Genomic DNA, 25,099 nt, shown 5'->3' with positions numbered 1-25,099 from the left:
GCATGCGCATCCCCCGAATCTACACCGACTCACCCCTGAGCGCGGGCGTGACCGCCGAGCTGGACGACAACGCCGCCCAGCACGTGGGACGGGTGCTGCGCATGCAGCCAGGCCAGGAGCTGCGCCTGTTCAACGGCGACGGCCAGGACTACCCGGCCACCATCACCGCGGCCGGCAAAAAACACGTGCAGGTGGACGTCGGCACGCCCGAACCCAATCCCACCGAATCACCGCTGGAAATCGTGCTCGGCCAGACCCTGTCCAAGGGCGATCGCATGGACTACGCGGTGCAGAAAGCGGTGGAAATGGGCGTGACCCGCATCGTGCCTCTGACCACCGATCGCTGCGACGTCAAACTCAAGGGCGACCGCGAGGACAAACGCCTGCGCCACTGGCAGTCGGTGGCCATCAGCGCCGCCGAGCAGTGCGGCCGGGCCCGCGTGCCGGAGATCCTGCCGGTGATGACGGTGGCGCAGTGGCTGGAACACAGCCGCGACTGCGACGCCCGACTGGTCCTGCACCACCGCACGGAACGCTCGCTGCAAAGCCTCAACACGCCGTCCCGAGTGGCTCTGATGATCGGCCCGGAAGGCGGCCTGTCCGCCGATGAAATCGCCCTGGCCGAACAGGAGGGCTTTCTGCCGGTCGCCCTCGGGCCCCGCGTGCTACGCACCGAAACCGCGCCCGTGGCGGCCATGGCCCTGTGCCAATGGCTCTGGGGCGACATCGGCACCACCGACTGACGACTGTAACGCCAGTGATACACTGGCAGCTAAGTCATTGACACTGCAGACCGCGGCCAACATTATCTGTGTCTCGAACTTGCCGCCGACTATAAAGCGGTGGCCTGGGAGGGCATGCGGCAGGGTTTTCCAAAACCGTGCGGAGCCATGGATGGCGGAGCCGAGCGTACAGGGAGGTATTCACAGCGTGTTTTGGAAAACCCTGCCGCATGCGCTCCTTCACACTACAAAAAAGAGTGCGAGTAGCGGATGACTAGCTTGTTCACCACCCCCGAATTCTGGCAATACCTCAGCATTCCCGTCATCGCTGCCCTGATTGGCTGGACCACCAACTGGCTCGCCATCAAGATGACCTTCTACCCGCTGGAATTCATCGGCAAACCACCGCTGCTGGGCTGGCAGGGCATCATCCCGTCCAAGGCCCCGAAAATGGCGGCCATCAGCGTTGACGCCACCATCTCCAAAATCGGCACCGTGCGGGAAATCTTCGAGCAGATCGATCCCAAGGTCCTGGCCACCCACATCATCCACTCGGTCGAGCCCCGCATCGAAGAGTACGTCGACGAAATGATGCTGCGGGAATACCCCACCTTTTGGGAAAACCTGCCGGCCTCGGCCCGCAAGATGGTGTACGACCGGGTCCGCAAGTCCACCCCGCAGCTGGTGGACAACCTGGTGGACGACATCTCCAGCAACATCGAAGACCTGCTCGACATCAAAGGCATGGTCATCGACCGCCTGGCCAGCGACAAACGCTTGCTGAACCGCATCTTCCTGGAGTGCGGCGAGGTGGAGTTCCGCTTCATCGTCAACTCCGGCCTTTACTTCGGCTTCCTGTTCGGCCTGATCCAGATGAGCGTCTGGTACTTCTACCAGGCCTGGTGGGTACTGCCCTTCTTCGGCCTGCTGGTGGGCTGGGCCACCAACTGGATCGCCCTGAACGTGATCTTCCGGCCGCTGGTGGAAAAGCGCATCGGTCCGATTCGACTCCAGGGCCTGTTCCTGAAACGCCAGCCGGCGGTGGCGGAGTCGTTCTGCCACATCGTCACCCACGAAATTCTCACCGTCGGCAACATCATCAACGCCATCCTCAACGGCCCCAAGGGCAACCGCGCCCGCAACATGGTGAAAAAACACATCAAGCCCCTGGTGGACGAGACCGCGGGCATGGGCAAGGCGCTGACCCAGATGGCCTTCGGCGCCACCGGCTTCGCCACCCTGAAAAACCAGGTCGGGGAAAAAGCCATCGAGATCTCGCAAACCTCGTTCAACAACCCGGTGTTCGAGCAGGACCGGGCCCGGGCGGTGGAGTCGATCATGGTGGAGCGGATGATTGCGCTATCCTCCGAGGAGTTCCAGGACCTGCTCCGACCCTGCTTCCAGGAAGATGAGATCAAGCTGATCCTGGTGGGTGCCTTCCTCGGCATGGGTGCCGGTTTCTGCCAGCTGGTGTTTGTTTTTGGCCAGGCCCTGGCCTGACCGCAAGGGGAACAGCGGCCGGAAAGAGCCTTGGTAAAGCCCGGCGGCTGCCACGAAAGTACAGACAAACGACCGTGCAAGCACCGTGGACGCCGGCTATACTGCGCTGAAAGATGGAGATCCATATCGACTGATCGACGCGGAGGCAATGGATGCCAGGCTTTCTTTCCTGGATTAAAGGCTTTTTTTCAACCGCCACCCCCCCACCGCCGGCAGATTTGCCGGAAACCCGCCTGCTGAATCCGGTGAGTGACGACCCCGTTCAGGAATTAACCGGGGAGATTGCCGAGCTCGCGGACGAACTTGAAGAGCAGATGTTTTGCTGGCTCCTGGACTCAGAACCAGACAAGTTCATGACGGAGCCCTCCTCAACCGAATCTCAAGTCCTGGACGAACTCAACAATCGATTGCAGACTGGAAACCTGGACGAGCTACCTCGCAAGCCTTTCAGCCTGCCAATGTTGATGCGGGCCCTGTCAGACCCCAAAGCCGATCGCCAGCACATTACCGAGATCATCCTGGGCGATCCGGCCTTGACCGACCAGCTACTACAGGTCGCCAACAGCCCCTATTTTCGCCATGGCGAACAAACCATTGATTCGGTGGATCAGGCCGTCTTCATGCTGGGAATCGACGGAATCAGAAATGTAGTGGCCGCAGCGATCATGCGGCCGATGATGGCAGCACGGAACAGCCGCGAAGCGCTGTTTGCGCAGAGGGTCTGGCGTTGGGGGCTAACCTGCGCCCGAGCTTCGGAACTCATTGCCAAAAGTCAGGGAGCAGACCCAGGCACCCACTTCATGTCCGGCCTGCTGCCGGCCCTGTCCTACATAACTATCTATCGCGAATTGCACCGTATCGGTCGGGCGCGGCTCAACACAGACCCCAATCCGGCTTTGATCCGTCAGGCTCTGGCCCGCCACCAGTGGTCAGCCAGCCAATTGCTTGCCAATGTGTGGCATTTACCGCCCACTTACCATGCATTGTTACTCGCCGCCGAACGCCCGGCCCCAGAACAAGCCAAGACACCGCTCAACGACGGTATGGTCCTTGGCACTCGTGAAGTTCTCCGGCACGCCAACCAACCCAGCCTGGCCGAGGAAGACCTGCCGAAAGTCGTGCGCCTGGAGCCCAATCAGATTGGTGCGGTACGGGCCACCCTGGCCACCATGCTGCGTGAGGGCGGCCGCTCAGCCACCCGGGTGTGAGGCCGCCTCACCGTCCACTTCTTCCAGGGTCTGCTGAACGGTCTTGCCGGTTTTCAGCAACTCGGCAAAGGACTGCGACAGCCGATCTTCGGAGCCGTGCAGCAGATCGAACGGCAGCTCCACCGGCAGCCGATCCACCACCCGATCCTCGTCCCGGCGAACCACCCGCAGCACATCCGCCAGGCTAATGGTGTCCAGGCTTCGTCCGGGCACCAGCTGGTCACCCTGGCGGCCAGCCAGGGACAGCAGACCGGCACGAATCATCTTGTCACTGACGCCCCGGGTCACCTCACCCGGCACCCGCAGCTGATGCTCCAGCACTTCCTGCTGGGGCGCCGGCTGGCCCTCGCTGAACGGCTTGGCCACCTTCCACATCAGCGCCAGCGCCACTTTTTCCTGCAACTCCGGCGCCATGCGGACCCGCCGCCGCTTCGCCACCGAGCCGGGATTTTGCAGGTAGAACGCCAGGCTGGCGCCGAGCAGCAGGATCATCCAGTTCAGGTAGGTCCAGATCAGCAGGATGATGCCGATGGCGAAGCTGGAGTAGATCGCCGCGTACTTTGCCGAGCCGGCGACAAACGAGGCAAACAGCATGCCCGCGGCCTGCCAGGACACCCCGGCCACCAGGCCGCCGATGAAGGCGTAGCGCAGTTTCACCCGGGTGTTGGGCATGAAGATGTAGACAAAGGTGAACGCGCCCACCACCAGGAAGAACGGCGTGAATCGGCTGACCACCAGGATCAGCGAGCCGAAGGGCTCGATCTCGATCAGGGTCTGCACGAAGGTGGAGGAAAAGATGGTGGCACTGACGCCGATGGCCGACACCATCAGCAGCGGCCCGACCATGATGACACTGAGGTAGTTGCTGAAGCGCTGGGCCATGGAGCGCATGTCCGGCACCCGCCAGATCATGTTGAACGAACGCTCGATCTTCTGCAGCAGGGAGACCACCGTATACACCAGCAGGGCCAGGCCCACGGAGCCCAGCACCCCGACTTTCATATTGTCGACGAAACCGAGAATCTGCTCCGCCAGCTCAACGCCCTGAGGCCCCATGGGCTGGAAGAACTGGAACAGAAAAGGCTCCATGCGCTGGTGCACGCCCAGGGCCTTGAGCACCGAAAAGCTCAGGGCCAGCAGCGGCACGATGCTCAGCAGCGTGGTGTACACCAGGCTCATGGCGTGCAGGGTCAACTGACCACTGATCACGTCCCGGGCCAGCGCGTAGACCGAGCGCCCCGCCTTGTAGAGCCAGGTCCATGGCCAGCTACTGGGCGGGTTGGGATTCGCCAGAATCCAGTCTTCGGCCGACTGCAGCCGTTCTTTGAATTGGAAAGAAGCCACTGAGCATCCTGTGTCCGGAGTTTTTTTCAGGTTATCAGGCAGATAACCCCACCCACCAGAGTATGGTTGATTGCGCCGCATTTGCGAAGCGGCGCCTCAGGCCCCGTGGACAACCCGGGCCACTCAGGCCCCCGACGCCACTCCCGCCAGGTTCTCGGCGGTGATCTCGACTATGCGCTGCCGCGCCTCGCGACTGGCCCAGGCCGAGTGCGGGGTGATGATCAGGTTGGGAATGTCGTCCGCCAGCAGCGGGTTGCCAGTGCGGGGCGGTTCTTCAGTCAGTACGTCGAAGCCGGCGCCGCCGATCTCACCGGCGCGCAAAGCGTCGGCCAGCGCCTGCTCGTCCACCAGGCCGCCGCGGCTGGTGTTGATCAGCAGGGCGTCGTTTTTCATGCGCTTCAGCTCGCTGGCGCCGATCATGTTGCGGGTGTCATCGGTCAGCAGGCAATGCAGCGACAGCACATCCACCTGCGGCAGCAGCTCGTCCAGGGGCACGCGCGGGTAGCCGTCGACCTCGCCGGCGGCCTGGCCCGGACGGGCCCCCAGCAGCACCTTCATGCCGAAGGCCTCGGCCCGTTCGATCACGCCCCGACCCAGATCGCCGTAGCCGAAAATACCCAGGGTCCGGCCTTCCAGTTCCATGATCGGGTGGTCCATCAGGCAGAACATGTCGCTCTTGCCCCAACGCCCGGCACGCACGTCCCGGTCGTAGTCCAGCAGCCGGGTCGCCAGCGCCAGAATCAGCGCCATGGTGTGCTGGGCCACCGTGGAGCGGCCGTAGTTGGTGACGTTCAGCACCTGAATGCCGTGTTCCCTGGCCGCCGCCTTGTCGATGTTGTTGATGCCCGTGGCCACCACGGCAATGGTTTTCAGCTCGGGACAGGCTTCGAAATGCTCCCGGGTCAGCACCACCTTGTTGACGATGACCGTATCGAACCCCTGGATCCGCTCCAGCACCTGCGCCGGGGCGGTCTTGCCGTATTGCACCAGGTCGCCGGTGACCGCTTTGATGGACGCCAGGTCGACGTCGTCGCCCAGGGTGTTGGCATCGAGAAATACTGCTTTCATAGTGTTCTCCTGAATCAAGACAGGCAAAGATTAGGGTAGACTGAATCAAACGTCCAAATCTGCGGGGTGAAACACCATGGAGCACCAGTTCTGGCACGAACGCTGGGCCAACAAGGAAATCGGCTTTCACGAAGGCACCGTGAATCAGTACCTGCACGACCACTGGCCGGAACTGGCCGGCAAAGGCACCGGCGCCGTGTTCGTGCCCCTGTGCGGCAAGGCCCACGACATGTGGTGGCTGCACGACCGCGGTCACCCGGTGATCGGGGTCGAACTCAGCGAGGTCGCCTGCAAGGACTTCTTCGAGGAAGGCGGCGAAAAAGCCAAGGTGCACCCGGGCGAGCCGTTCACCACCTTCAAACACGACGACCTGCAGCTCTGGTGCGGCGATTTTTTCCAGCTGGTCCCCGCCGACCTCAAGCACATCCGCCTGGTCTACGACCGCGCCGCCCTCATCGCCCTGCCCCCGCGCATGCGCAAGGGCTACGTTGAGCACCTCACCGCCATCATCCCGGACGGCACCCGGATCCTGCTGATTACTCTGGACTACGACACTGAAATCAAGGGCCCGCCGTTCAACGTGTCGGACGACGAAGTCCGCGAGCTCTACGGCGAGGATTACGACATCGAGCACATCCTCACCAACACCCTGGCCAAGGACCACCCGTTCACCAAACGCAAAGGCCTGGCCGGCGCCACCGAAAGCGTCTTCCGTTTAACCAAACGTTAACCCCCCTCTGCCGGGGCGCGATCCGGTAATGGCGCCCCAGGCCAGACTCGGAGTGTGTGGGGTCTCTCTCAGAACCGTTTGTGCTGTCTGAGCACAGCGAGTTCCACAAACGGTTCTGAGAGAGACCCCACACGCTCCAGCCCCCCCAGACCCGAAGCCGCCCCGCCAATATCACAATTTAATGAACATAAGTACTTCCCCACTGTCCTATTTTTTGAGCGTGGACTAAGCTCAAATTAAGCGGGTGGCCTCAGCCGAGTATTTGCCGGGCGGCTCGCAAGTATCCATTCCTTCCACCCATAACTAAACAGACCGCCCCACCAGGCGGAACCGATGCAACGGGGATATTGCGTGAACTGAGCACTGACTATTAGAGAGCAAGCGAGGGGCCATCTATGACCATCATGCAGCACTTCAAGAACCGGTATGAGAGTACCCAGGAAGAAGAATTTACCCTGGAGGAATACCTGGAGATCTGCAAACAGGACCCCACGGCCTACGCCACGGCCGCGGAACGAATGCTGATTGCTATTGGCGAGCCGGAACTGGTTGATACCTCTCGTGACCCCCGCCTGTCACGCATCTTCTCCAACAAGGTGATCAAGCGATACCCGGAATTCTCCGAGTTCTACGGCATGGAAGACGCGGTGGAAAACATCGTGTCCTTCTTCCGCCACGCCGCCCAGGGCCTGGAGGAGAAGAAACAGATCCTGTACCTGCTGGGCCCGGTCGGTGGCGGTAAATCCTCCCTGGCCGAAAAGCTCAAATCCCTGATGCAGAAGGTGCCCTTCTACGCCATCAAGGGCTCACCGGTGAACGAATCCCCGCTCGGCCTGTTCGACCCCGCCGAGGACGCCCACATCCTGGAAGAGGAATACGGCATCCCGGCCCGGTACCTGACCAGCATCATGTCGCCCTGGGCGGTCAAGCGCCTGCACGAATTTGGCGGCGACATCGGCCAGTTCCGGGTGGTGAAGAAATACCCCTCGGTCCTCGACCAGGTCGGTGTGTCCAAGACCGAACCGGGCGACGACAACAACCAGGACATCTCGGCCCTGGTGGGCAAGGTCAACATCCGCATGCTGGAAGATTTTTCCCAGGATGACCCGGACGCCTACAGCTTCAGCGGCGGCCTGTGCAAAGCCAACCAGGGGCTGATGGAATTCGTGGAGATGTTCAAGGCGCCGATCAAGGTCCTGCACCCGCTGCTGACCGCGACCCAGGAAGGCAACTACAACACCACCGAGGGCATGGGTTCGGTGCCCTTTGACGGCATCATCCTGGCCCACTCCAACGAGTCCGAGTGGCAGACCTTCCGCAACAACAAGCACAACGAGGCCTTCCTGGACCGGGTCTACATCGTCAAGGTGCCCTACTGCGTCCGGGTCACCGAGGAAATCCAGATCTACAAGAAGCTGCTGAAGAGCAGCTCCCTGGCCGGCGCGCCCTGCGCCCCGGACACCCTCGACATGCTGGCCCAGTTCTCGGTGCTGTCCCGGATCAAGGAACCGGAAAACTCCAGTATCTTCTCGAAGATGCGGGTCTACGACGGCCAGAACATCAAGGACACCGATCCCAAGGCCAAGTCGATCCAGGAGTACCGCGACGCCGCCGGCGTGAACGAGGGCATGGACGGCCTGTCGACCCGGTTTGCGTTCAAGATCCTGTCCAAGGTGTTCAACTTCGACACCTCGGAAGTGGCGGCCAACCCGGTGCACCTGCTGTACGTGATCGAGAAGCAGATCGAGCAGGAACAGTACCCGGCGGAAACCCACGAGAAGTACCTGCGGTTCATCAAGGAATTCCTGGCACCGCACTACGTCCAGTTCATCGGCAAGGAAATCCAGACCGCGTATCTGGAGAGCTACAGCGAGTACGGCCAGAACCTGTTCGACCGCTACGTGACCTATGCCGACTTCTGGATTCAGGATCAGGAATACCGGGATCCGGAGACTGGCGAGATTCTCGACCGCTCCTCCATCAACGATGAGCTCGAGAAAATTGAGAAGCCGGCCGGCATCAGCAACCCGAAAGACTTCCGCAACGAGGTGGTCAATTTCGTGTTGCGGGCCCGGGCCAACAATCAGGGGCGCAACCCGTCCTGGCTCAGCTACGAGAAGCTGCGCAGCGTGATCGAGAAGAAGATGTTCTCGAACACCGAGGACCTGTTGCCGGTTATTTCCTTCAACCCGAAGGCGAGTCAGGAAGACCAGAAGAAGCACAAGCAGTTCGTCGAACGCATGGTCGACCGAGGCTACACGGAGAAACAGGTACGTCTGCTCGCAGAATGGTACCTGCGTGTTCGTAAGTCTCACTAAGTCAGTGACCATGCGCTGAACTGGAGTAACGCTATGGGAATGACCCACGTAGTCGACCGGCGACTGAACGGGAAAAACAAGAGCGCGGTGAACCGGGAACGGTTCCTGCGCCGTTACCGCCACCACATCAAGAAAGCGGTGGCGGATGCGGTGCAGCGGCGCTCGATTACCGACATCGAACGCGGCGAAAACGTCAGCATCCCGGCCCGGGACATCGAGGAGCCCATCTTCCACCACGGCCAGGGCGGCCGACGGGAGGTGGTGCACCCGGGCAACCAGGAGTTTGTGGCCGGAGACACCATCCCCAAGCCCGAGGGCGGCGGTGGTGGCGGCCAGGGCTCCGGCCGGGCCAGTCCGGACGGCGAAGGCATGGACGAATTCGCCTTCCAGATCACCCAGGAAGAGTTCCTGGATTTCCTGTTTGATGATCTGGAGCTGCCCAACCTCGCCCGCAAGAAACTCAAGGACACCGACTCCTTCAAGTACGTGCGCTCCGGGTTTACCACCCAGGGCGTGCCGGCCAAGCTCGACGTGGTCCGCTCCCTGCGCGGCGCCCACGCCCGCCGGCTGGGCCTGGGCGGCGCCCGCAAGAAGAAGATCCGGGACCTGGAGGAACAACTGGCGGCCCTGCGATCGGCGCCGGAGGATCTGGACCCGGCGTTCAGTCACGAGGACCAGATCCAGGTCCTGGAAGAGGAAATCGCCCGCCTCAAGGCCAACGTCCGGCGCATTCCCTTCATTGATGAGATCGACCTCAGGTACCGGCAGCACCTGAAGCATCCGCAACCGGCCACCAGCGCCGTGATGTTCTGCCTGATGGACGTGTCCGGGTCGATGACCCAGATGCACAAGGACATCGCCAAGCGCTTCTTCATCCTGCTCTACCTGTTCCTGAAGAAGAACTACAAGAAGATCGACGTGGTCTTCATCCGCCACCACACCAGCGCCAAGGAAGTGGACGAGGAAGAATTCTTCTACTCCCGCGAGACCGGCGGCACCATTGTCTCCAGTGCCCTGAAACTCATGAAGAAAATCGTCGAATCCCGCTACCCGCCGTCGGAGTGGAACATCTACGCCGCCCAGGCGTCCGATGGCGACAACTGGAACGACGACTCCCCGGTGTGCAGCAAGATCCTGGCCGACAGCCTGCTGCCGCTAGTGCAGTACTACGCCTACATCGAGATCACGCCGCAGGATCACCAGATGCTGTGGTACGAGTACGAAAAGATCATGGAGCGCTACCCGCAGAGTTTTGCGATGCAGCAGATCGCCGACCCCGGGGAAATCTATCCGGTATTCCGCCAGCTGTTTGAGAGGAAAGCCGCATGACCGACATGATGGATCGGCCCGACGTGCCGGACAACGGGCGCGCGGGCAAGCGCGAGCCCATATCCACCAGTTCGGAATGGACCTTCGACCTGATCTGCAAGTACGACGAGGAGATCGCCAAGTGCGCGGCCGGGTTTCGCCTGGACACCTACCCGAACCAGATCGAAGTGATCAGCGCCGAGCAGATGATGGACGCCTACAGCTCGGTGGGCATGCCGGTGGGTTACCACCACTGGTCCTTCGGTAAGCAATTCCTGAGCACCTCCAAAGGCTACCAGCGCGGGCAGATGGGCCTGGCCTACGAGATCGTCATCAACTCCAACCCCTGCATCGCCTACCTGATGGAGGAGAACACCCTGCCGATGCAGGCGCTGGTCATCGCCCACGCCTGCTACGGCCACAATTCCTTCTTCAAGGGCAATTACCTGTTCCGGACCTGGACCGACGCCAGCGCGATCATCGACTACCTGGTGTTTGCCCGCAATTACGTGGCCGAGTGCGAGGAGCGCTACGGCGTGGACGCGGTGGAGCAGATCCTCGACTCCTGTCACGCCCTGATGAACTACGGCGTGGACCGGTACAAACGGCCGGCGCCCATTTCCGCGGTGGAGGAACAGCGGCGACAGCAGGAGCGGGAGGAATACCAGCAGCGCCGCATCAACGACCTCTGGCGCACCATCCCGATCCTGGACGGCGATGGCGACGAGGAAAAGGCGCACAAGCGTTTTCCGGAAGAGCCCCAGGAAAACATCCTGTACTTCATTGAAAAGAATGCGCCACTGCTGGAGACCTGGCAGCGGGAGATCGTGCGCATCGTGCGCAAGCTGGGTCAGTACTTCTACCCCCAGCGCCAGACCCAGGTCATGAACGAGGGCTGGGCCACCTTCTGGCACTACACCCTGCTGCACGACATGTACGAGAAAGGCCTGGTCAACGACGGCTTCATGCTCGAGTTCCTGCAGAGCCACACCGCCGTGGTGTACCAGCCGCCGTTCAACAGCCCCTGGTACTCCGGACTCAACCCCTACACCCTGGGCTTCTCGATCTTTACCGACCTGCGACGTATCTGCGAAGCCCCCACCGACGAGGACCGGGAGTGGTTCCCGGACATCGCTGGCACCGACTGGCTGGAAACCCTGCATTTCGCCATGAAGAACTTCAAGGACGAAAGCTTCATCCAGCAGTTCCTGTCACCCAAGGTCATGCGCGACCTGAAGCTGTTCTCGATCCAGAACGACGACCAGGAGGACGTGTACCGGGTCACCGCCATCCACGACGACCCCGGCTACCGCATCCTGCGGGAAAAACTGGCACGCCAGTACAACCTCAGTTATCGCGAGCCGAACATCCAGGTCTGGAATGTCGACGTGCGCGGCGACCGCTCACTGACCCTGCGCCACGTGCCCGTGGACCGGGTGCCGCTGGGCGACGAAACCGAGGAAGTGCTGCGCCACGTGCACCGGCTATGGGGTTTTGACGTGCACCTGGAGAGCGTCGACGAAGGCACGGTGGTGGAGGAATACCACTGCCCCCGCCTCTCCTTGCAAGAGGATGATGACTGAACTAGGTTGACAGAACGGTTATGTGACGTGGCGCACAATACCCCGTGCCCCACAGAGCCTTTTTTAACTCGATGGCATCGAACCCATCATTTCAAATGCCGCCTTATTTCTCCATAATCACGCTACAAATACCATTAATATGTATACTAAATATTACATAAAGATGACTACCATGGATCTATAATCCTCGCTGAATTCTTCTGCTTTTGTGACACCGCCACACCGCGACAAGCTTAGATACTTCAGCACCACGCCAGGGAGGTGGCCCACACTATGTCAAATTCCCCAGTGTTTGATTCGGAACAGAATGCACTCCAGGCGCAATTGGAGCAGGCCAACCGGCAATTGTTGCAGTCCGAAAAGCTTGCGGCCATTGGTCAGCTTGCCGCTGGCGTCGCGCATGAAATCAATAATCCGGTGGGGTATGTCTATTCAAACCTCCAAAGTCTCGACAGCTACCTTAGCGATCTCTTTCGACTAACAGAGGCCGTGGGGCGCGCTGAGTCACTCGAAGACCTGAAAACCATCAAACACAATATTGATTATGAATTCCTTCGTGATGACTTGAAGGCGTTGCTCGTGGAGTCCAAGGAAGGCATTGAACGGGTGAAAACCATCATTGCCGCGATGCGGGACTTTTCCCACATCGAGGAAGAAGAGTTCAAGCCGGCGGATATCCACCGTGGTATCGAGACCACGCTCAACCTGGTTAATAACGAACTGAAATACAAGGCAGAGGTCATCCGGGACTTTGGTGACCTGCCAGACGTGGAATGCATCATTTCCCAGGTCAATCAGGTGGTGATGAATTTGCTGGTGAACGCAGCGCACGCGATCGAAGGCTTTGGAACGATCACCATTCGAACCCGCTGCCAAGGCAATTTCGCGGTCATCGAAATTGAGGACAACGGCAAGGGGATTGCCCCAGAGCACCTCAACCGAGTTTTCGAACCGTTCTTTACCACCAAGCCAGTTGGCAAAGGTACGGGGTTGGGGCTCTCCTTGTCCTTTAACATCATCGAAAAGCACGAGGGAGAACTGCTGGTAGAAAGCACTCAAGGCCAGGGCACCTGTTTCCGGATCAAATTGCCTTTACTGCACCCTAAATCGAGTGACGACGTAGTCGACGCATGAACACTCCGATTCCAGAGGAAAGCCTGGTAGAGCGGGTTCTCCCCAAGGTTCGACTGTTATTGGTAGACGACGAGGAGAATATCCTCCGAAGTCTGCGGCGCAGCCTCCGAAACGAACCTTACCAGGTTGAGACCGCATGCTCAGGCGAAGAGGCACTTGACCTGATGGCCAAGCAGCGCATCGATCTGGTTATATCCGATGCGCGCATGCCGGGCATGGACGGTCCCACGTTACTCGCCCATATCAAGAGGCATTACCCGTGGTGCATTCGCATACTTCTCACCGGCTACACCGATATTACGTCCACCATCAAAGCCATCAATGAGGGTCAGCTCTACCGGTATATAAAAAAGCCCTGGGAGGACGACGAGCTTCGTTTGATCATTCGCCAAGCACTGGCATTTCAGTATTCAGAGCGGCGCCGACGGGCTCTGGAAAAGCTCACCCGCAAGCAAAACCAGGAGCTTAAGGAGCTTAATGCCTCTCTGGAAGATCGCGTTCAAAAACGAACAGCAGAATTGAAACAAACGGCTGACATGCTGGACCTGGCCTGTACTGAGTTACGATCAAGCTACGTCACCGCAACCGAAGTGTTTGCTTCACTGATCAACAGGCGCCTGCCTGCAAGCCGGCTGCCGAATACCAGAGTGATCGCACTGATTAAGGCGTTTTCAGACTATCTGAGCCTGGACAGAGATCTAGCTCAGAATCTGGCCATGGCGGCGGCACTGTACAACCTGGGAAAACTTACCTGGCCCGATGAGCTCTTCGAGACGCCATCAGAACTACTCAAGAAAAACCAACGGCTCGAGTATCAAAAATACCCGGTCACAGGGGAACAACTGCTGTTGCCGTTGGAACCCCTTAGGGAAACCGCACGGATAATCCGCCACCACCAGGAAAAATGGTACGGCTATGGTCATCCTGACGGGCTCGAGGCAGACCAAATTCCGTTGGGCGCACGCATTCTTAAGCTGGCCGTGGATTTCGAAGAGATGCAGCTCGGGCTGGTGCTTGACCGGAAGGTGTGCCGGGACGATGCCATGAAACTCATCGCACGCTATCAGGGCCGCTTGTACGACCCGGAATTGGCGGACAAATTTCTGGAAATGTTACGGACACTGGCCCCCGACGTGGAAAAGCATGACCCCGCAATCGAAAGGCTCGACGTCCTCCGCCTTGAACCCGGAATGACGCTGGCCCGAAACCTCTACTCTGCCTCAGGTATGCTGTTGCTCAACGAAGGAAAGCAACTGACGGCCTCACTGATAGACAAGCTGGCAACCTTCGAGAAGGTCGAGCCCAATGGCCATCGGTACACCTTGTACGTGTACCGAAACGAAAAGGAAACGGAGCCACAGCAATGATCAAGATTCAGTTAGTCGACGACGAACCCAACATCCTCAACGCATTGCGTCGGCTACTTCGGGCGCAGGACTGGGAAATCCATGCATTCGACAACGTCGAGAGTGCCCTGGGCGGTCTTTTGGAGCATGAGTTCGCGGTCATAATCTCTGACTATCAAATGCCAACTGCCGATGGAGTCACCTACCTGCAATTTGCCAAGCAGCGCCAGCCCGACGCTATCCGACTGGTACTCAGCGCTTACGGTGACCGGAACTCAATGATCAAAGCCATCAACCAGGCTGAAGTGTACCGTTATCTGTCGAAACCCTGGGACGATTATGAAGTCATTGCGGCTATCCAATCGGCCATTGACCTATACCAACTGACCCGGGAAAACCGTCGGTTACGCGAAGAGAACAACAGCCAAAAGGCTCAAATCAAAGCCAGGGAGGAGGAGTTACTGCGACTGGAGCATGAACACCCGGGCATTACGAGGGTCCAGCGGGACGCCGATGGCTCTGTACTCATTGGAAACGACCGGTAGCGAAAAGGATTCCCATGTCCGAGTTCAGTCCTGACGAGAACAAGTTGACGCTCAAGCTGGTTTTTTACGGTCCCGCTCTCAGTGGAAAAACCACGAATCTGATGCAGCTGCACACCTTGCTCAACCCGGAGCGAAAAGGCGAGCTCATGGTGCTCGAAACCCGCGACGACCGAACGTTGTTCTTCGACATGCTCCCCATTGGCTTGCGATGCTCCTCCGGACTCAACCTAAGACTGAAACTGTTCACTGTACCTGGACAGGTTCAGCATGACAGCACCAGAAAAGCGGTTCTATCCCGGGCCGATGGCGTGGTTTTTGTAGCCGACTCGCAGCCGTCCCAAGTCGACAACAATGCCGTTGCGTTTGGGAACCTGGAGGAGAATCTGGAAAAAGTCGGGATCGACATCGAAAGCCTGCCCTTGGTCATTCAGTTCAACAAGCGTGACCTTCCCGGCGTAGTCGATGAAACCGAACTGCATGACATTTGGGCAGAAACGCCCTGGGCACCTCCAATTATGGCATCGGCGTTGAATGGTAAGGGCGTCGTCGAAACCTTTAGCTGTCTTTTGGATCGGCTCTATTCCGTGATAGACCAACAGTTCGACCTCGAGCGCCAACACGGCATTGGTCGGGCGGAATTCATCAATGGACTCAGTCGGGTAGGTGTCGGTTCCCTATGCTGAAATTCGACGACGATCCAAATCTCAGCGACCTACTTTCAAAGGAACAACTCGACCGTTTAGAGAAAACGCTGGGAGCTCTTTGCGGCCACCCCTTCAAGATTCTCGACCACCCCAGGCCACACACCTCGCCAATCGAGTTCAATCTGGAGGCCATCGCCTGGTTGTCGGGAGGTGACTCCCAGGACATACGCACGCACGCCGCAGAGCTGGTTTCTTTTTTTCTTTTTTTTGTCGCCAAGTATCGACTGGCCGCCAATATGCACCATGATGTCACCCATGCGAGCTACGCCGAACTGCAACGACAAAACGAGGCGCTCACCGCCTCCGAGGCAAAATACCGGCAACTGTCGGACCAGCTCCAGGAACAGGTGGAGCAGCAGGTTGCCATCATCGATAAAACCCGTCAGAAACTCTATGAAACGGCACGATCCCGGTCGGTCGGGCACCTGGCCGCCGGGATTGCCCATGAAATCAACAACCCGATCGGATTTATCAGTAGTAACCTTCGGGCTGCCGGAGAGTATGTCTCCGAACTTGAGGGTGCCCTGCCCGAAACCCGACATAACAGCGAACTTCTCCGCGACTTCAAAGACTTGATCGCCGAATCACTCAACGGCACCAGCCGAATTGCCAGCATCGTTTCTGACCTGAAAACGTTCTCCAATATTGATCAGGACAATCATTCCCGGTGCAATATCAATGCGCTGCTGCGCAGCGCCATCCACATGGCCCAAACCGCGCACGGCTCCGAGCTCAACATCCAGGCACAACTGGACGACGTCCAGGATATTCCCGGCTACCCGGCGAAGCTGTCCCAGGCTTTTTTCAACCTGTTGGACAACGCAGCCCACGCCATCAAAACCACAGAATCGGGCCTCCGCGAAGGCCAAATTCTGGTGAAAACCAAGGAGGACAGTTTGGGCATCCATGTAATCGTTCAAGACAACGGTTGCGGCATTCCGGATGCCAACCTGGATCAGATCTTCGATGCCTTCTTTACAACGCGTCCGGTCGGATCCGGGACGGGGCTGGGACTGACCGTAGCCAGAGACGCCGCTCAGGCGCATGGCGGAGAGATCATAGTTGAAAGCAAAGAACACATCGGAAGCCGGTTTACGATGACCGTTTCTGGCGCCACGGGGTCCTGAATGACGAAACGCTACGCATCTTTGTTCCACGGCAAAACCGCCGATTCGCCGGAGCCGCCGAAAACCGTCGAAAAAAAGTCCCCCTATCGCATGCTGCTGGTCGATGATGAGCCTCACATCCTTGCCTCCCTGAGGCGGGTGTTCCAGCAAGAAAATTATGAGCTTCTGTTTGCATCCAGTGGTGAGGAGGCTCTGCAGATTCTGGCGCAGAAGCCGGTTGAGCTGATCATGACCGACTTCAAAATGCCCGGAATGACCGGGAGCGAACTTCTGCAGGAAGTGCGCAAACTGTGGCCGCAAACCATGCGCATCATGCTCACCGGGCACGCCAACACCGACGCGGTGATGGGGTCGATCAAAGATGGGGCCGTTTACCGGTTCATCCTCAAACCGTGGAACGATGACGACCTGCGCCTGACCATTGCCTTGGCTTTAGAGCAGCACGAGCTGGTCCAGCGCACCAAGGCACTGGAAGCACAAACGCAGAAGCAAACCAAAGATCTCGAAACAATCAGCAAATTAACAGCAACCAACCGAAGCCAGTTGGCGATCTTGCTGCACAAAAAAGGCTGGTTGAACTCACAACAGATCCAGCAACTGCATCGCGAAATGCAAAGTCAGAAAACTCCGGTGGTAAGACAGCTGCTGAAACACGAGTGGGTGGATTTTAAGAAAGTCTTTGCGCTGCTTCGCGATGAGATGATGTTTGAAGAAATCGATCTACGCGAGCTTCAGCCCGATCCATCGTTGCTATCACTTGTGCCACAAAGCGTTTGTACTCGCCAACTGGTATTGCCTCTGCGGGTAAGTGGACAGCGGTTGCGATTGGCCATGGTCGACCCCATGGACATCAATTTGATCGACGAATTGGGCTTCATTACCGGTTACACCATTCATCCGGTGCTGTGTGAAACCGCCCAAATGCAGGCCAAACTCGCGGAGACCTTTGGCGAGACCAGCAACCTCGATGACTTTGCCACCAAGGTTGGCAACGACGATCCATTCGAGGGTATCGAGATCATTCTCGACGAGGACACCGACCAAGAGTCTCTGGAACAGTTGCTGGGTAGCTCGGAGGAGCCTCCCGCTATTCGTCTGGTGAATGCCATCGTTCTGGAAGCGCTGCGCCTTGGAGCCAGCGATATCCATATTCACCCGAGAACAAAATCCCTGGTGGTCCGGTATCGCATTGACGGGGTGTTACAGGACAAAATCCAAATCCCGACCAGCCTGCTCATGTCAGTGGTGTCTCGCATCAAGGTCATGGCGGAACTGGATATCACTGAACGACGTCGGCCTCAGGATGGCCGGATCACAGTAAAAACGCCCATGCGTATCGTGGACCTTCGCATTTCGACCCTGCCGACCATAAACGGAGAGAAAGTCGTCATGCGGGTTCTGGAGCGTCAGTCTGCCGCGCAGTCCCTGGAAGACATGGGTTTGTCCGACCATAACCTGAGCCGGCTCAAACACGTCGTCGCCAAACCGCAAGGAATCATTCTCGCTACCGGCCCCACCGGCAGTGGCAAAACCACAACTCTGTACGCCCTGCTCCAGCACAACGCCTCGCCGGAGCGAAACTACGTCACCATTGAAGACCCTGTCGAGTTTCATGTTGACATGGCCGGACAGGTCCCCGTGAAAGACCGCATCGGCCTGGATTTCGCCAGTGTACTCAGAGCAATTCTCCGTCAGGACCCTGACGTCATTTTGCTGGGTGAAATCCGCGACGAAGAAACCGCCGATGTCGCCTTTCACGCCGCCATGACCGGTCACCTGGTTTACTCCACGCTGCACACCAGCTCTGCAGCGGCCACCGTGGCAAGGCTGCTAGATCTGGGACTAAAACCGTTTGTTCTGGCTTCCGCGCTGGAGGCGATCATCGCCCAACGTCTGGTTCGACGAATCTGCAGGTTCTGCCGCATAGAGAGCGAGCGGCCCACGGACGTATTGAGGCAATTGGGGGGCGAGTTCAAAGACTGCGAGTTCACGTTTTTCAAAGGCAGGGGCTGCGAAAAATGCCACAACGGCTACAGCGGTCGGGTTGCCATTCATGAAGTCCTCACCATGAACGAAAAACTGCGGGCGGCAATTACCGGGGGCGCGAGCGCGATCCAGATCGAATCGTTGGCCAAAGAACACGGTATGAACACGCTTCTGGATGATGCCCTGGAAAAGCTGCGGGATGGCCTCACCACGGCCGAGGAAATACTCAGACTGTTAGGACCACAGGTGCTGGATGTTTAAGGCATTGAAACGCCCAGAAGTTTGGTACTGTTACGCGCTCACACTCGCCGTTGCGCTGGGCTTGGTCAGTGCAGCCGCACTTTACGATTACATCCAACACGATGCGACACCTCTCGGGCGGCTTCCAATGCGGGTGAGCGGATGCCTTCTTGGTCTATTGCTATCTGGCTCGATAATTTCGCTGCTCAAGAGAAAAAGGACGCTATCCAAACTTTTCGCTGGCACAACGGCACTGGTGGCCAGTCTATTTTGCCTTACGTCGCTCATAAACCTCGATCACCTGGAAAGCATTAACCCGGCAAACCCCTTATTCATGGTGGCAATTCTGCTTATTGCTATCAGCACTCTGCGTGCGGTGAATACCACTCATAGCCGATACGCCAGTATTTGTTCAGCAGCGATTGTTGTAAGCCTGGGATTCCTCTCGCTACTCTCCCGGGCGTACGACGACTTGGCCATGTTTACACTTGGCAGTACTCCTGAGGCAACTATTCTGGCAAGTCTTCTGCTCATCTTGACTGGCATCCTGCTTCCCTTTCTTCCCCATTTATATAAATTAAACGTCACGGATTATTTTCCATCCCTTCTAACACTGAGTTTGTTGGGCGTCGGCGTTGCCACCCTCAGTTGGCACACTCTTCGTATTGAACAAAGTCGCAACCTTCTCGAACGGGCTGAAATCCTCGCTAATGAGGTTCATCAATCATACGAACACGCCTATGAAGACCGCACGCTTCTGATAAATCGCTTGGCAGGACGTTGGGCGATGTTGGAAGGCAATGATTTAGAGCATCTTTGGCAACAGGAGGTCCAAACCTATCTCCGAGACTATCCGGATATTACCTACCTTGCGTTGCTTGAGCCCAATTTCCAAACCCGTTTTGCCAAACCCAGAGATTCTGATTCTCAATCTGGTCTCAACCCGCTCTTCTCTAACCCGGTGATGTTCCGCTGGCTGAACAACGCTGTTAGTACTGGGTCACAACGGATGAGCCCGCCCTATTTTGACGCGTTTGGGAACTATCACTTGGCGTTGGCAATTCCTTTGGACAATGACTCTGCTCATACGCCCAGCATACTGGCCGTCTTCGACTTTAAAAAACTGTTCGATAAGGCATGGGTGAGTAACACACACTCTCTGGATTTCAGACTCTCATTCGAGCATTCGGTTGTTTTCGACACTTCGCCCAATATCTCTTCGGACATGGCATTGCCGCTTGCCTCACAGACAATGGACGGCGGGGATTGGCTAATTGAAATTTATGCTCCGCGAAAGCCAATGACCCCGGGCGACGTCTATTTTCCACCGACCAGCTTATTTACCGGGCTTGCAGTAAGCTTCCTGCTCCTGCTCAGCTACCTTTTCTTCAGGCAATCCGATGAGCGTGCGGAAGGGTTGGCACAACTCAATGAAACACTGAGCAACCTCTTCGAAAAAGAGCAAAAACTCCGATTCACCAATGATCGAACTATGCAGTTCTCTCGGGATATTCTTGCTTCGCTCTCGGCAGAAGGAGTAATTACGGCTGTAAACCCCGCGTGTCATAGCGTCCTTGGCTATTCTCCGGCTGAGGTAATTGGTCGAAAATATACTGAGCTGATGGCGACCGAGGACATAGAAACAACGGAGACAAGGTTCTATCAATTGGTTGCTGGTGACGACTCTGTGTCCACCGACTTTAGCACTCGTTTTGTACGCAAAGACGGTCAGTCAGTCATAATTTCATGGACAGCGGCTTGGTCAGAGCTTGATCAAACACTGTTTTGCGTCGGCCGGGACATGACCGCAAGCCACGAGGCCACAAAGCAAGTCCGACTGCTCGCAGATCGCCTCGCCACCATTTTCGAGAGCATTACGGACGCTGTTTTCACCTTAGACCACCAATGGCGCTTCACTTATGTCAACAGCAAATCTGAGGAACTGTTGCAGGCCCCCAGAGATCAGCTCCTTGGAAAATCAATCTGGACAGCTTTTCCCGACGCCATCGGTAGCACATTTGATAAAAACTATCGTTTTGCGGTGACAACGGGGGAATCGGTATCATTTGAAGCCTATTACGCCCCCCTGAACCACTGGCTAGAGGTAAGCGCCTATCCGTCCGAAGAAGGGCTTACAGTTTATTACCGCCGAATCAATGACCGCAAAGAAGCCGAACAGCGCCTCGCGGCAGCGATGTCCGAGTTGGAGCGCAGCAATCGCGAGCTTGAGGACTTCGCATTCGTGGCGTCCCACGACCTTCAGGAACCGCTGCGAAAAATCCAAACCTTTTCAGACCGTCTGCTGACCAAATCCGATCAATTCGGAACACGTGAGCAAGACTATCTGCAACGCATGCAATCTGCGGCGGCACGCATGCAGCGCCTGATTGAGGATTTGCTGCTCTATTCGAGAGTCGCGACGCGGGGCCAGCCCATGGTGCTGTGCGACACCAGCTCGATTCTGGAGGAAGTCCTGCAGGATCTGGAGACGGCCATCTCGAGGGAAAAAGCCGTCATCCAAGTTGACGCATTACCCAAGATCACCGGTGACGCAACTCAAATCCGCCAGGTATTTCAGAACCTGCTGAGCAATGCGATTAAATTCCACGAACCTGAAAAGCCGGCACACGTTAGGGTTTTTGCTGAGGATGTCGACACCAGTGGTTGGACATTGGTGGTTGAGGACGATGGTATCGGTTTCGATATCCGCTATGCCGACAAGCTCTTCCATCCGTTCCAGCGACTGCACAGCAGGGCCAGTTATTCCGGTACCGGCATCGGGATGGCGATCGTTAAAAAAATACTGGACCGCCATGGCGCGGACATCACCGTAAACAGCGAACCCGGTCTAGGCACCAGCTTCCGAGTTCGTTTCAGGCAACACTCCACGGAAGGCCAACTCGTCGATGCATAAGGTAGGTAGGACACCTCACATTCTTGTTGCCGAGGACGACCCCGATGATCGCATGCTGATCCGCGAGGCGTTCGAAGAAAGCTTCCCTGAGTGCAGCCTGAGTTTTGCGCACAATGGGGTTGAGCTGATGGCATTGCTTGACCGGGTATCTGAAACCAGCTGCACTCCAGATGATAAGGCCCCCGATTTGATCCTGCTAGACCTGAATATGCCTCTAAAAGATGGCAGAAAAGCCCTACAGGAAATCAAATCTGATCCCAGGCTGCGTCATTTAGTAGTGGTGGTCATGACAACCTCCAGCAACGCGGACGATGCTGCATTCTGCCGCCGCCATGGCGCCAACTCCTACATTGTAAAACCCACGAAGTACACCGAGCTGACTGACATCGTCGCATCACTCAAGCGACTGTGGATGAGTCAGAGCCGGTTGAGCGACACGGAATCCTGAGCACCATGACCGAACCAACACTGCGCATCCTACTGATTGAAGACGATGAGGACGATTACCTCATTACCCGGGACATTCTCGAGGACGCGGCCTATGTCCGGACAGAGCTCACCTGGGAGGAAACCCTGGCTGGCGCCCTGTCAGTCCTGGAGACTCGGACCTTTGACGTCGTGCTGGTGGATTTTCGGATTGGCGCAGACTCGGGGCTGGATCTCATCCAGCAAGCGCAGGATCAAAAAATTGCCACACCGTTTATCCTGTTGACCGGTCAGGGCGATAACGAACTGGACGCCCGCGCCGTTTCCCTGGGCGCAGCCGATTATCTGGTCAAAGGCAAACTGGACGGTCACACGTTAGTCCGGAGCATCCGCTACGCCATCGACCGCTCCGTTGCCAATGAGCGATTGGCCAACAGTGAAAAGCACTACCGCATCCTGTTCGAGCACAATCCAGCGCCAATGTGCCTGGTAGCACCGGATTCGGGCCGGCTCGTGGCAATGAACCAGTCGGCCTTGTCCCTGTATGGTGTGCCAGCTCAGGAAACGGGATCCCTGTCACTGGTGGACCTTCGTGTCGGGCATAACTATGCCCTGGAAGCACAGCAGAGCCTGACGCTTCGTGAAGGCCGTTCTCTGGAACACCACCGTTCAAGAACAGGGCGCGAGATGTTCGTGGAGGTTCTCTCCGAAGAAATCGTTCTTGGCGGAACCCAGCTTGATCTGATGATGATTACGGACGTGACCAAGCAGGTCGAGGACACCAACCGTCTGAATTTGCTGCGCCGATGCATCGAATCAAGCTTTAACGGCATTACCATCTGCGACGCCCAGGAACCGGATCTCCCACTGGTGTACGTTAATTCAACGTTCGAGAAAATGACGGGATACGAGCAGAGCGAAGTTATCGGCCGCAACTGTCGATTTCTGCAAGGGGATATTGATGACCCAAGTAACAGCGGGGCTCTTAGAGAGATCCGGGCCGCGCTGACCTCTCAAAGTGAGGCATCGGTGGTTATCAAAAACCTCAAGAAGGATGGCACACCGTTTTGGAACAACCTTTATTTGTCCCCTGTTCGCGACGACTCTAACCGAGTTACCCACTATATCGGAATCCAGAACGACATTTCCGACCACAAAGCTATCGAGAATCAATTGGCGTATAACGCCAGTCATGATGTTCTCACCAATCTGCCGAACCGGGCACTGCTTGAAGACCGACTGGTCCAAGGCGCCCAGGTCGCTGTCAGGTATGGCAGGGTCCTCGGGTTACTGTACATAGGTATCGATGGATTCAAACTGATCAACGAGTCACTGGGACACCGTATCGGCGACCAAGTACTCATTGAAGTTGCGTCTCGCCTCTGTGGACAGATCCGGGAGCGGGATACGGTCGCACGCATTAACGGTGACGAGTTTGCCGTTCTACTTCCAGATTTGGCTCACGCTAACGATGTAGTTTCCGTTGTGGAGGAGGTAACCCGGAAACTGTCTATGCCCTACCGAATTATCGACGAGATCATTCACCTCACTGTAAGCATCGGAATCATAACGACTGACAACACCGTTGAAACTCCCCAAGACCTGATCAAACAGGCGAATCTGGCCATGCACCATGCGAAAGAGCTTGGGCGCAATAATTATCAGTGGTTCAGCACGGCTTTGGACACCAGGGCCCACTATCGGATCCGACTGCGCAATGAGTTACAGGAGGCAATCGAAACCAGCCAGATCCAGGTGTTTTACCAGCCCCTGATAGATGCCCGCACAGGACAAACCAGAAGCATAGAGGCCCTCGTCCGCTGGGAACATCCCACCAAAGGCATCATGCCCCCGGGCGATTTCGTCCCGCTGGCCGAAGAAACTGGACAAATCATCGAACTGGGCGCCGCAGTGTTGAAGCAAGCCTGTCGCGATATTGTGGCGCTGCACGCCTCGGGCTACAAAGAATGCTCAGTCTCCGTAAACGTGTCCCCGACTCAGCTCAGAAAAGCGGGGTTCGCAGACACAGTTCGCGACGCATTGGTGCAATCGGGCCTTGCGCCGGAAAACCTCGAACTGGAAATCGTTGAATCTGCGGTCCTCTACGACGCCGATCAAGTAATCTCGACACTCAACGATCTCAAAGGTCTGGGCGTGCGCATTGTCATCGATGATTTTGGGACCGGATTCTCAAGTCTGAGCTACCTCAAGCTGTTTCCGGCTGATAAGATCAAAATCGATCGGTCGTTCATCAAAGACGTCATTCGTGATCGCAGCGATGCCGCGATTACCCAGGGTGTCATTTCCATGGCACACCACCTTCGCCTGGACGTGGTGGCCGAAGGTGTCGAAACCGATGCCCACGCTGCTTTTCTGCGCCGACATGGTTGCGACCTGCTGCAGGGTTTCTTGTTCTCCAGACCGATGCCGTTTACGCAGCTTAAAGAATTTATGGTCGCAAACCAGCAGCACCTCAGAGATACCAAGACGCCGAATGCTGAAGAAGCGTCGGGGAAAACCCTTCTGTTACTCGACGATGAAAGCAATATTCTCCGGGCCTTGGTCCGGGTGTTCCGACGGGATGGTTATCAGATTCTGTCGACCACCAGCGTTCAGGAAGCCTTCTCCTTACTTGCCGCCAATGAGGTTCAGGTCATCATCTCTGACCAGAGAATGCCTGAAATGTCCGGCACCGAGTTCTTCAGTCGAGTGAAGGCGATCTACCCGAATACCGTGCGCATCATCCTATCCGGATACACCGATCTTAAATCAGTGACTGAGGCCATTAACGAAGGGTCTATCTATAAATTCCTGACCAAGCCTTGGGATGACAAGCAGATTCGGGAGCAGATTGGCCAAGCCTTCAGGTTCCACGCCTCACTCCACAGCTAAACAC

The 25,099-nt window shown here is 57.3% G+C and carries 18 protein-coding genes; 16 read left to right on the top strand and 2 right to left on the bottom strand.

Annotated features, from left to right (window positions below; translation table 11 throughout):
* Nucleotides 1-2 precede the first annotated feature (2 nt).
* From U5822_RS09775 to U5822_RS09765, 3 genes are all read left to right on the top strand, one after another.
* Nucleotides 3-743, top strand: coding sequence for a 16S rRNA (uracil(1498)-N(3))-methyltransferase (locus tag U5822_RS09775; RefSeq protein WP_322855441.1), 741 nt, complete (start codon nt 3-5; stop codon nt 741-743).
* A 249-nt stretch (nt 744-992) separates the two neighbouring features.
* Nucleotides 993-2,222 carry a DUF445 domain-containing protein gene (locus tag U5822_RS09770; RefSeq protein WP_322855440.1) on the top strand — a complete coding sequence of 410 codons (1,230 nt, stop codon included), beginning with the start codon at nt 993-995 and terminating at the stop codon, nt 2,220-2,222.
* 152 nt (nt 2,223-2,374) lie between these two features.
* Complete coding sequence (locus U5822_RS09765) at nt 2,375-3,430, top strand: HDOD domain-containing protein (RefSeq protein ID WP_322855439.1); 1,056 nt, start codon at nt 2,375-2,377, stop codon at nt 3,428-3,430.
* Here U5822_RS09765 and U5822_RS09760 read toward each other — a convergent pair.
* Nucleotides 3,413-4,774 (bottom strand): YihY/virulence factor BrkB family protein, encoded by a 1,362-nt coding sequence (locus U5822_RS09760; RefSeq protein WP_322855438.1) that lies wholly within the window; start codon nt 4,772-4,774, stop codon nt 3,413-3,415. The two genes, U5822_RS09765 and U5822_RS09760, sit on opposite strands and share 18 nt — an antisense overlap.
* Before the next feature lie 123 nt (nt 4,775-4,897).
* Nucleotides 4,898-5,842 (bottom strand): D-2-hydroxyacid dehydrogenase, encoded by a 945-nt coding sequence (locus U5822_RS09755; protein WP_322855437.1) that lies wholly within the window; start codon nt 5,840-5,842, stop codon nt 4,898-4,900.
* A 76-nt stretch (nt 5,843-5,918) separates the two neighbouring features.
* Between U5822_RS09755 and tmpT the strand changes: the two genes are divergently transcribed.
* From tmpT to U5822_RS09690, 13 genes are all read left to right on the top strand, one after another.
* On the top strand, nt 5,919-6,572 hold the full coding sequence (tmpT, locus tag U5822_RS09750) for a thiopurine S-methyltransferase (RefSeq protein WP_322855436.1): 654 nt from the start codon (nt 5,919-5,921) through the stop codon (nt 6,570-6,572).
* Between the two features lie 395 nt (nt 6,573-6,967).
* Complete coding sequence (locus tag U5822_RS09745) at nt 6,968-8,890, top strand: PrkA family serine protein kinase (RefSeq protein WP_322855435.1); 1,923 nt, start codon at nt 6,968-6,970, stop codon at nt 8,888-8,890.
* Between the two features lie 33 nt (nt 8,891-8,923).
* Nucleotides 8,924-10,219 carry a YeaH/YhbH family protein gene (locus U5822_RS09740; protein WP_322855434.1) on the top strand — a complete coding sequence of 432 codons (1,296 nt, stop codon included), beginning with the start codon at nt 8,924-8,926 and terminating at the stop codon, nt 10,217-10,219.
* Nucleotides 10,216-11,781 (top strand): SpoVR family protein, encoded by a 1,566-nt coding sequence (locus U5822_RS09735; RefSeq protein ID WP_322855433.1) that lies wholly within the window; start codon nt 10,216-10,218, stop codon nt 11,779-11,781. The genes U5822_RS09740 and U5822_RS09735 overlap by 4 nt, the downstream gene beginning before the upstream one ends.
* Nucleotides 11,782-12,054: 273 nt before the next feature.
* Nucleotides 12,055-12,915 (top strand): ATP-binding protein, encoded by an 861-nt coding sequence (locus tag U5822_RS09730; protein ID WP_322855432.1) that lies wholly within the window; start codon nt 12,055-12,057, stop codon nt 12,913-12,915.
* The gene (nosR, locus tag U5822_RS09725) at nt 12,912-14,282 is read left to right on the top strand and encodes a response regulator c-di-GMP phosphodiesterase, NosR family (protein ID WP_322855431.1); all 1,371 of its coding nucleotides are present in this window, start codon (nt 12,912-12,914) and stop codon (nt 14,280-14,282) included. The genes U5822_RS09730 and nosR overlap by 4 nt, the downstream gene beginning before the upstream one ends.
* Entirely contained in the window at nt 14,279-14,806 is a 528-nt protein-coding gene (locus tag U5822_RS09720; protein ID WP_322855430.1) for a response regulator, read from the top strand. The genes nosR and U5822_RS09720 overlap by 4 nt, the downstream gene beginning before the upstream one ends.
* A gap of 14 nt (nt 14,807-14,820) precedes the next feature.
* Nucleotides 14,821-15,489: a GTP-binding protein gene (locus tag U5822_RS09715; protein WP_322855429.1), complete on the top strand. Its 669-nt coding sequence runs from the start codon at nt 14,821-14,823 to the stop codon at nt 15,487-15,489.
* Nucleotides 15,483-16,637, top strand: a complete 1,155-nt coding sequence (locus tag U5822_RS09710; RefSeq protein WP_322855428.1) for a sensor histidine kinase — start codon at nt 15,483-15,485, stop codon at nt 16,635-16,637. Before U5822_RS09715 ends, U5822_RS09710 begins: the two co-directional genes overlap by 7 nt.
* Nucleotides 16,638-18,884: an ATPase, T2SS/T4P/T4SS family gene (locus U5822_RS09705; RefSeq protein ID WP_322855427.1), complete on the top strand. Its 2,247-nt coding sequence runs from the start codon at nt 16,638-16,640 to the stop codon at nt 18,882-18,884.
* The gene (locus tag U5822_RS09700; RefSeq protein WP_322855426.1) at nt 18,877-21,777 is read left to right on the top strand and encodes a sensor histidine kinase; all 2,901 of its coding nucleotides are present in this window, start codon (nt 18,877-18,879) and stop codon (nt 21,775-21,777) included. The genes U5822_RS09705 and U5822_RS09700 overlap by 8 nt, the downstream gene beginning before the upstream one ends.
* Nucleotides 21,770-22,225: a response regulator gene (locus U5822_RS09695; RefSeq protein WP_322855425.1), complete on the top strand. Its 456-nt coding sequence runs from the start codon at nt 21,770-21,772 to the stop codon at nt 22,223-22,225. Before U5822_RS09700 ends, U5822_RS09695 begins: the two co-directional genes overlap by 8 nt.
* 5 nt (nt 22,226-22,230) lie before the next feature.
* Entirely contained in the window at nt 22,231-25,095 is a 2,865-nt protein-coding gene (locus U5822_RS09690) for an EAL domain-containing protein (RefSeq protein WP_322855424.1), read from the top strand.
* Nucleotides 25,096-25,099 lie beyond the last annotated feature (4 nt).

Source organism: Marinobacter qingdaonensis (assembly GCF_034555935.1).
Classification (GTDB): domain Bacteria; phylum Pseudomonadota; class Gammaproteobacteria; order Pseudomonadales; family Oleiphilaceae; genus Marinobacter; species Marinobacter qingdaonensis.
The sequence above is the reverse complement of the archived record's forward strand: the minus strand, read 5'-3'. Positions and strand labels throughout refer to the sequence as shown.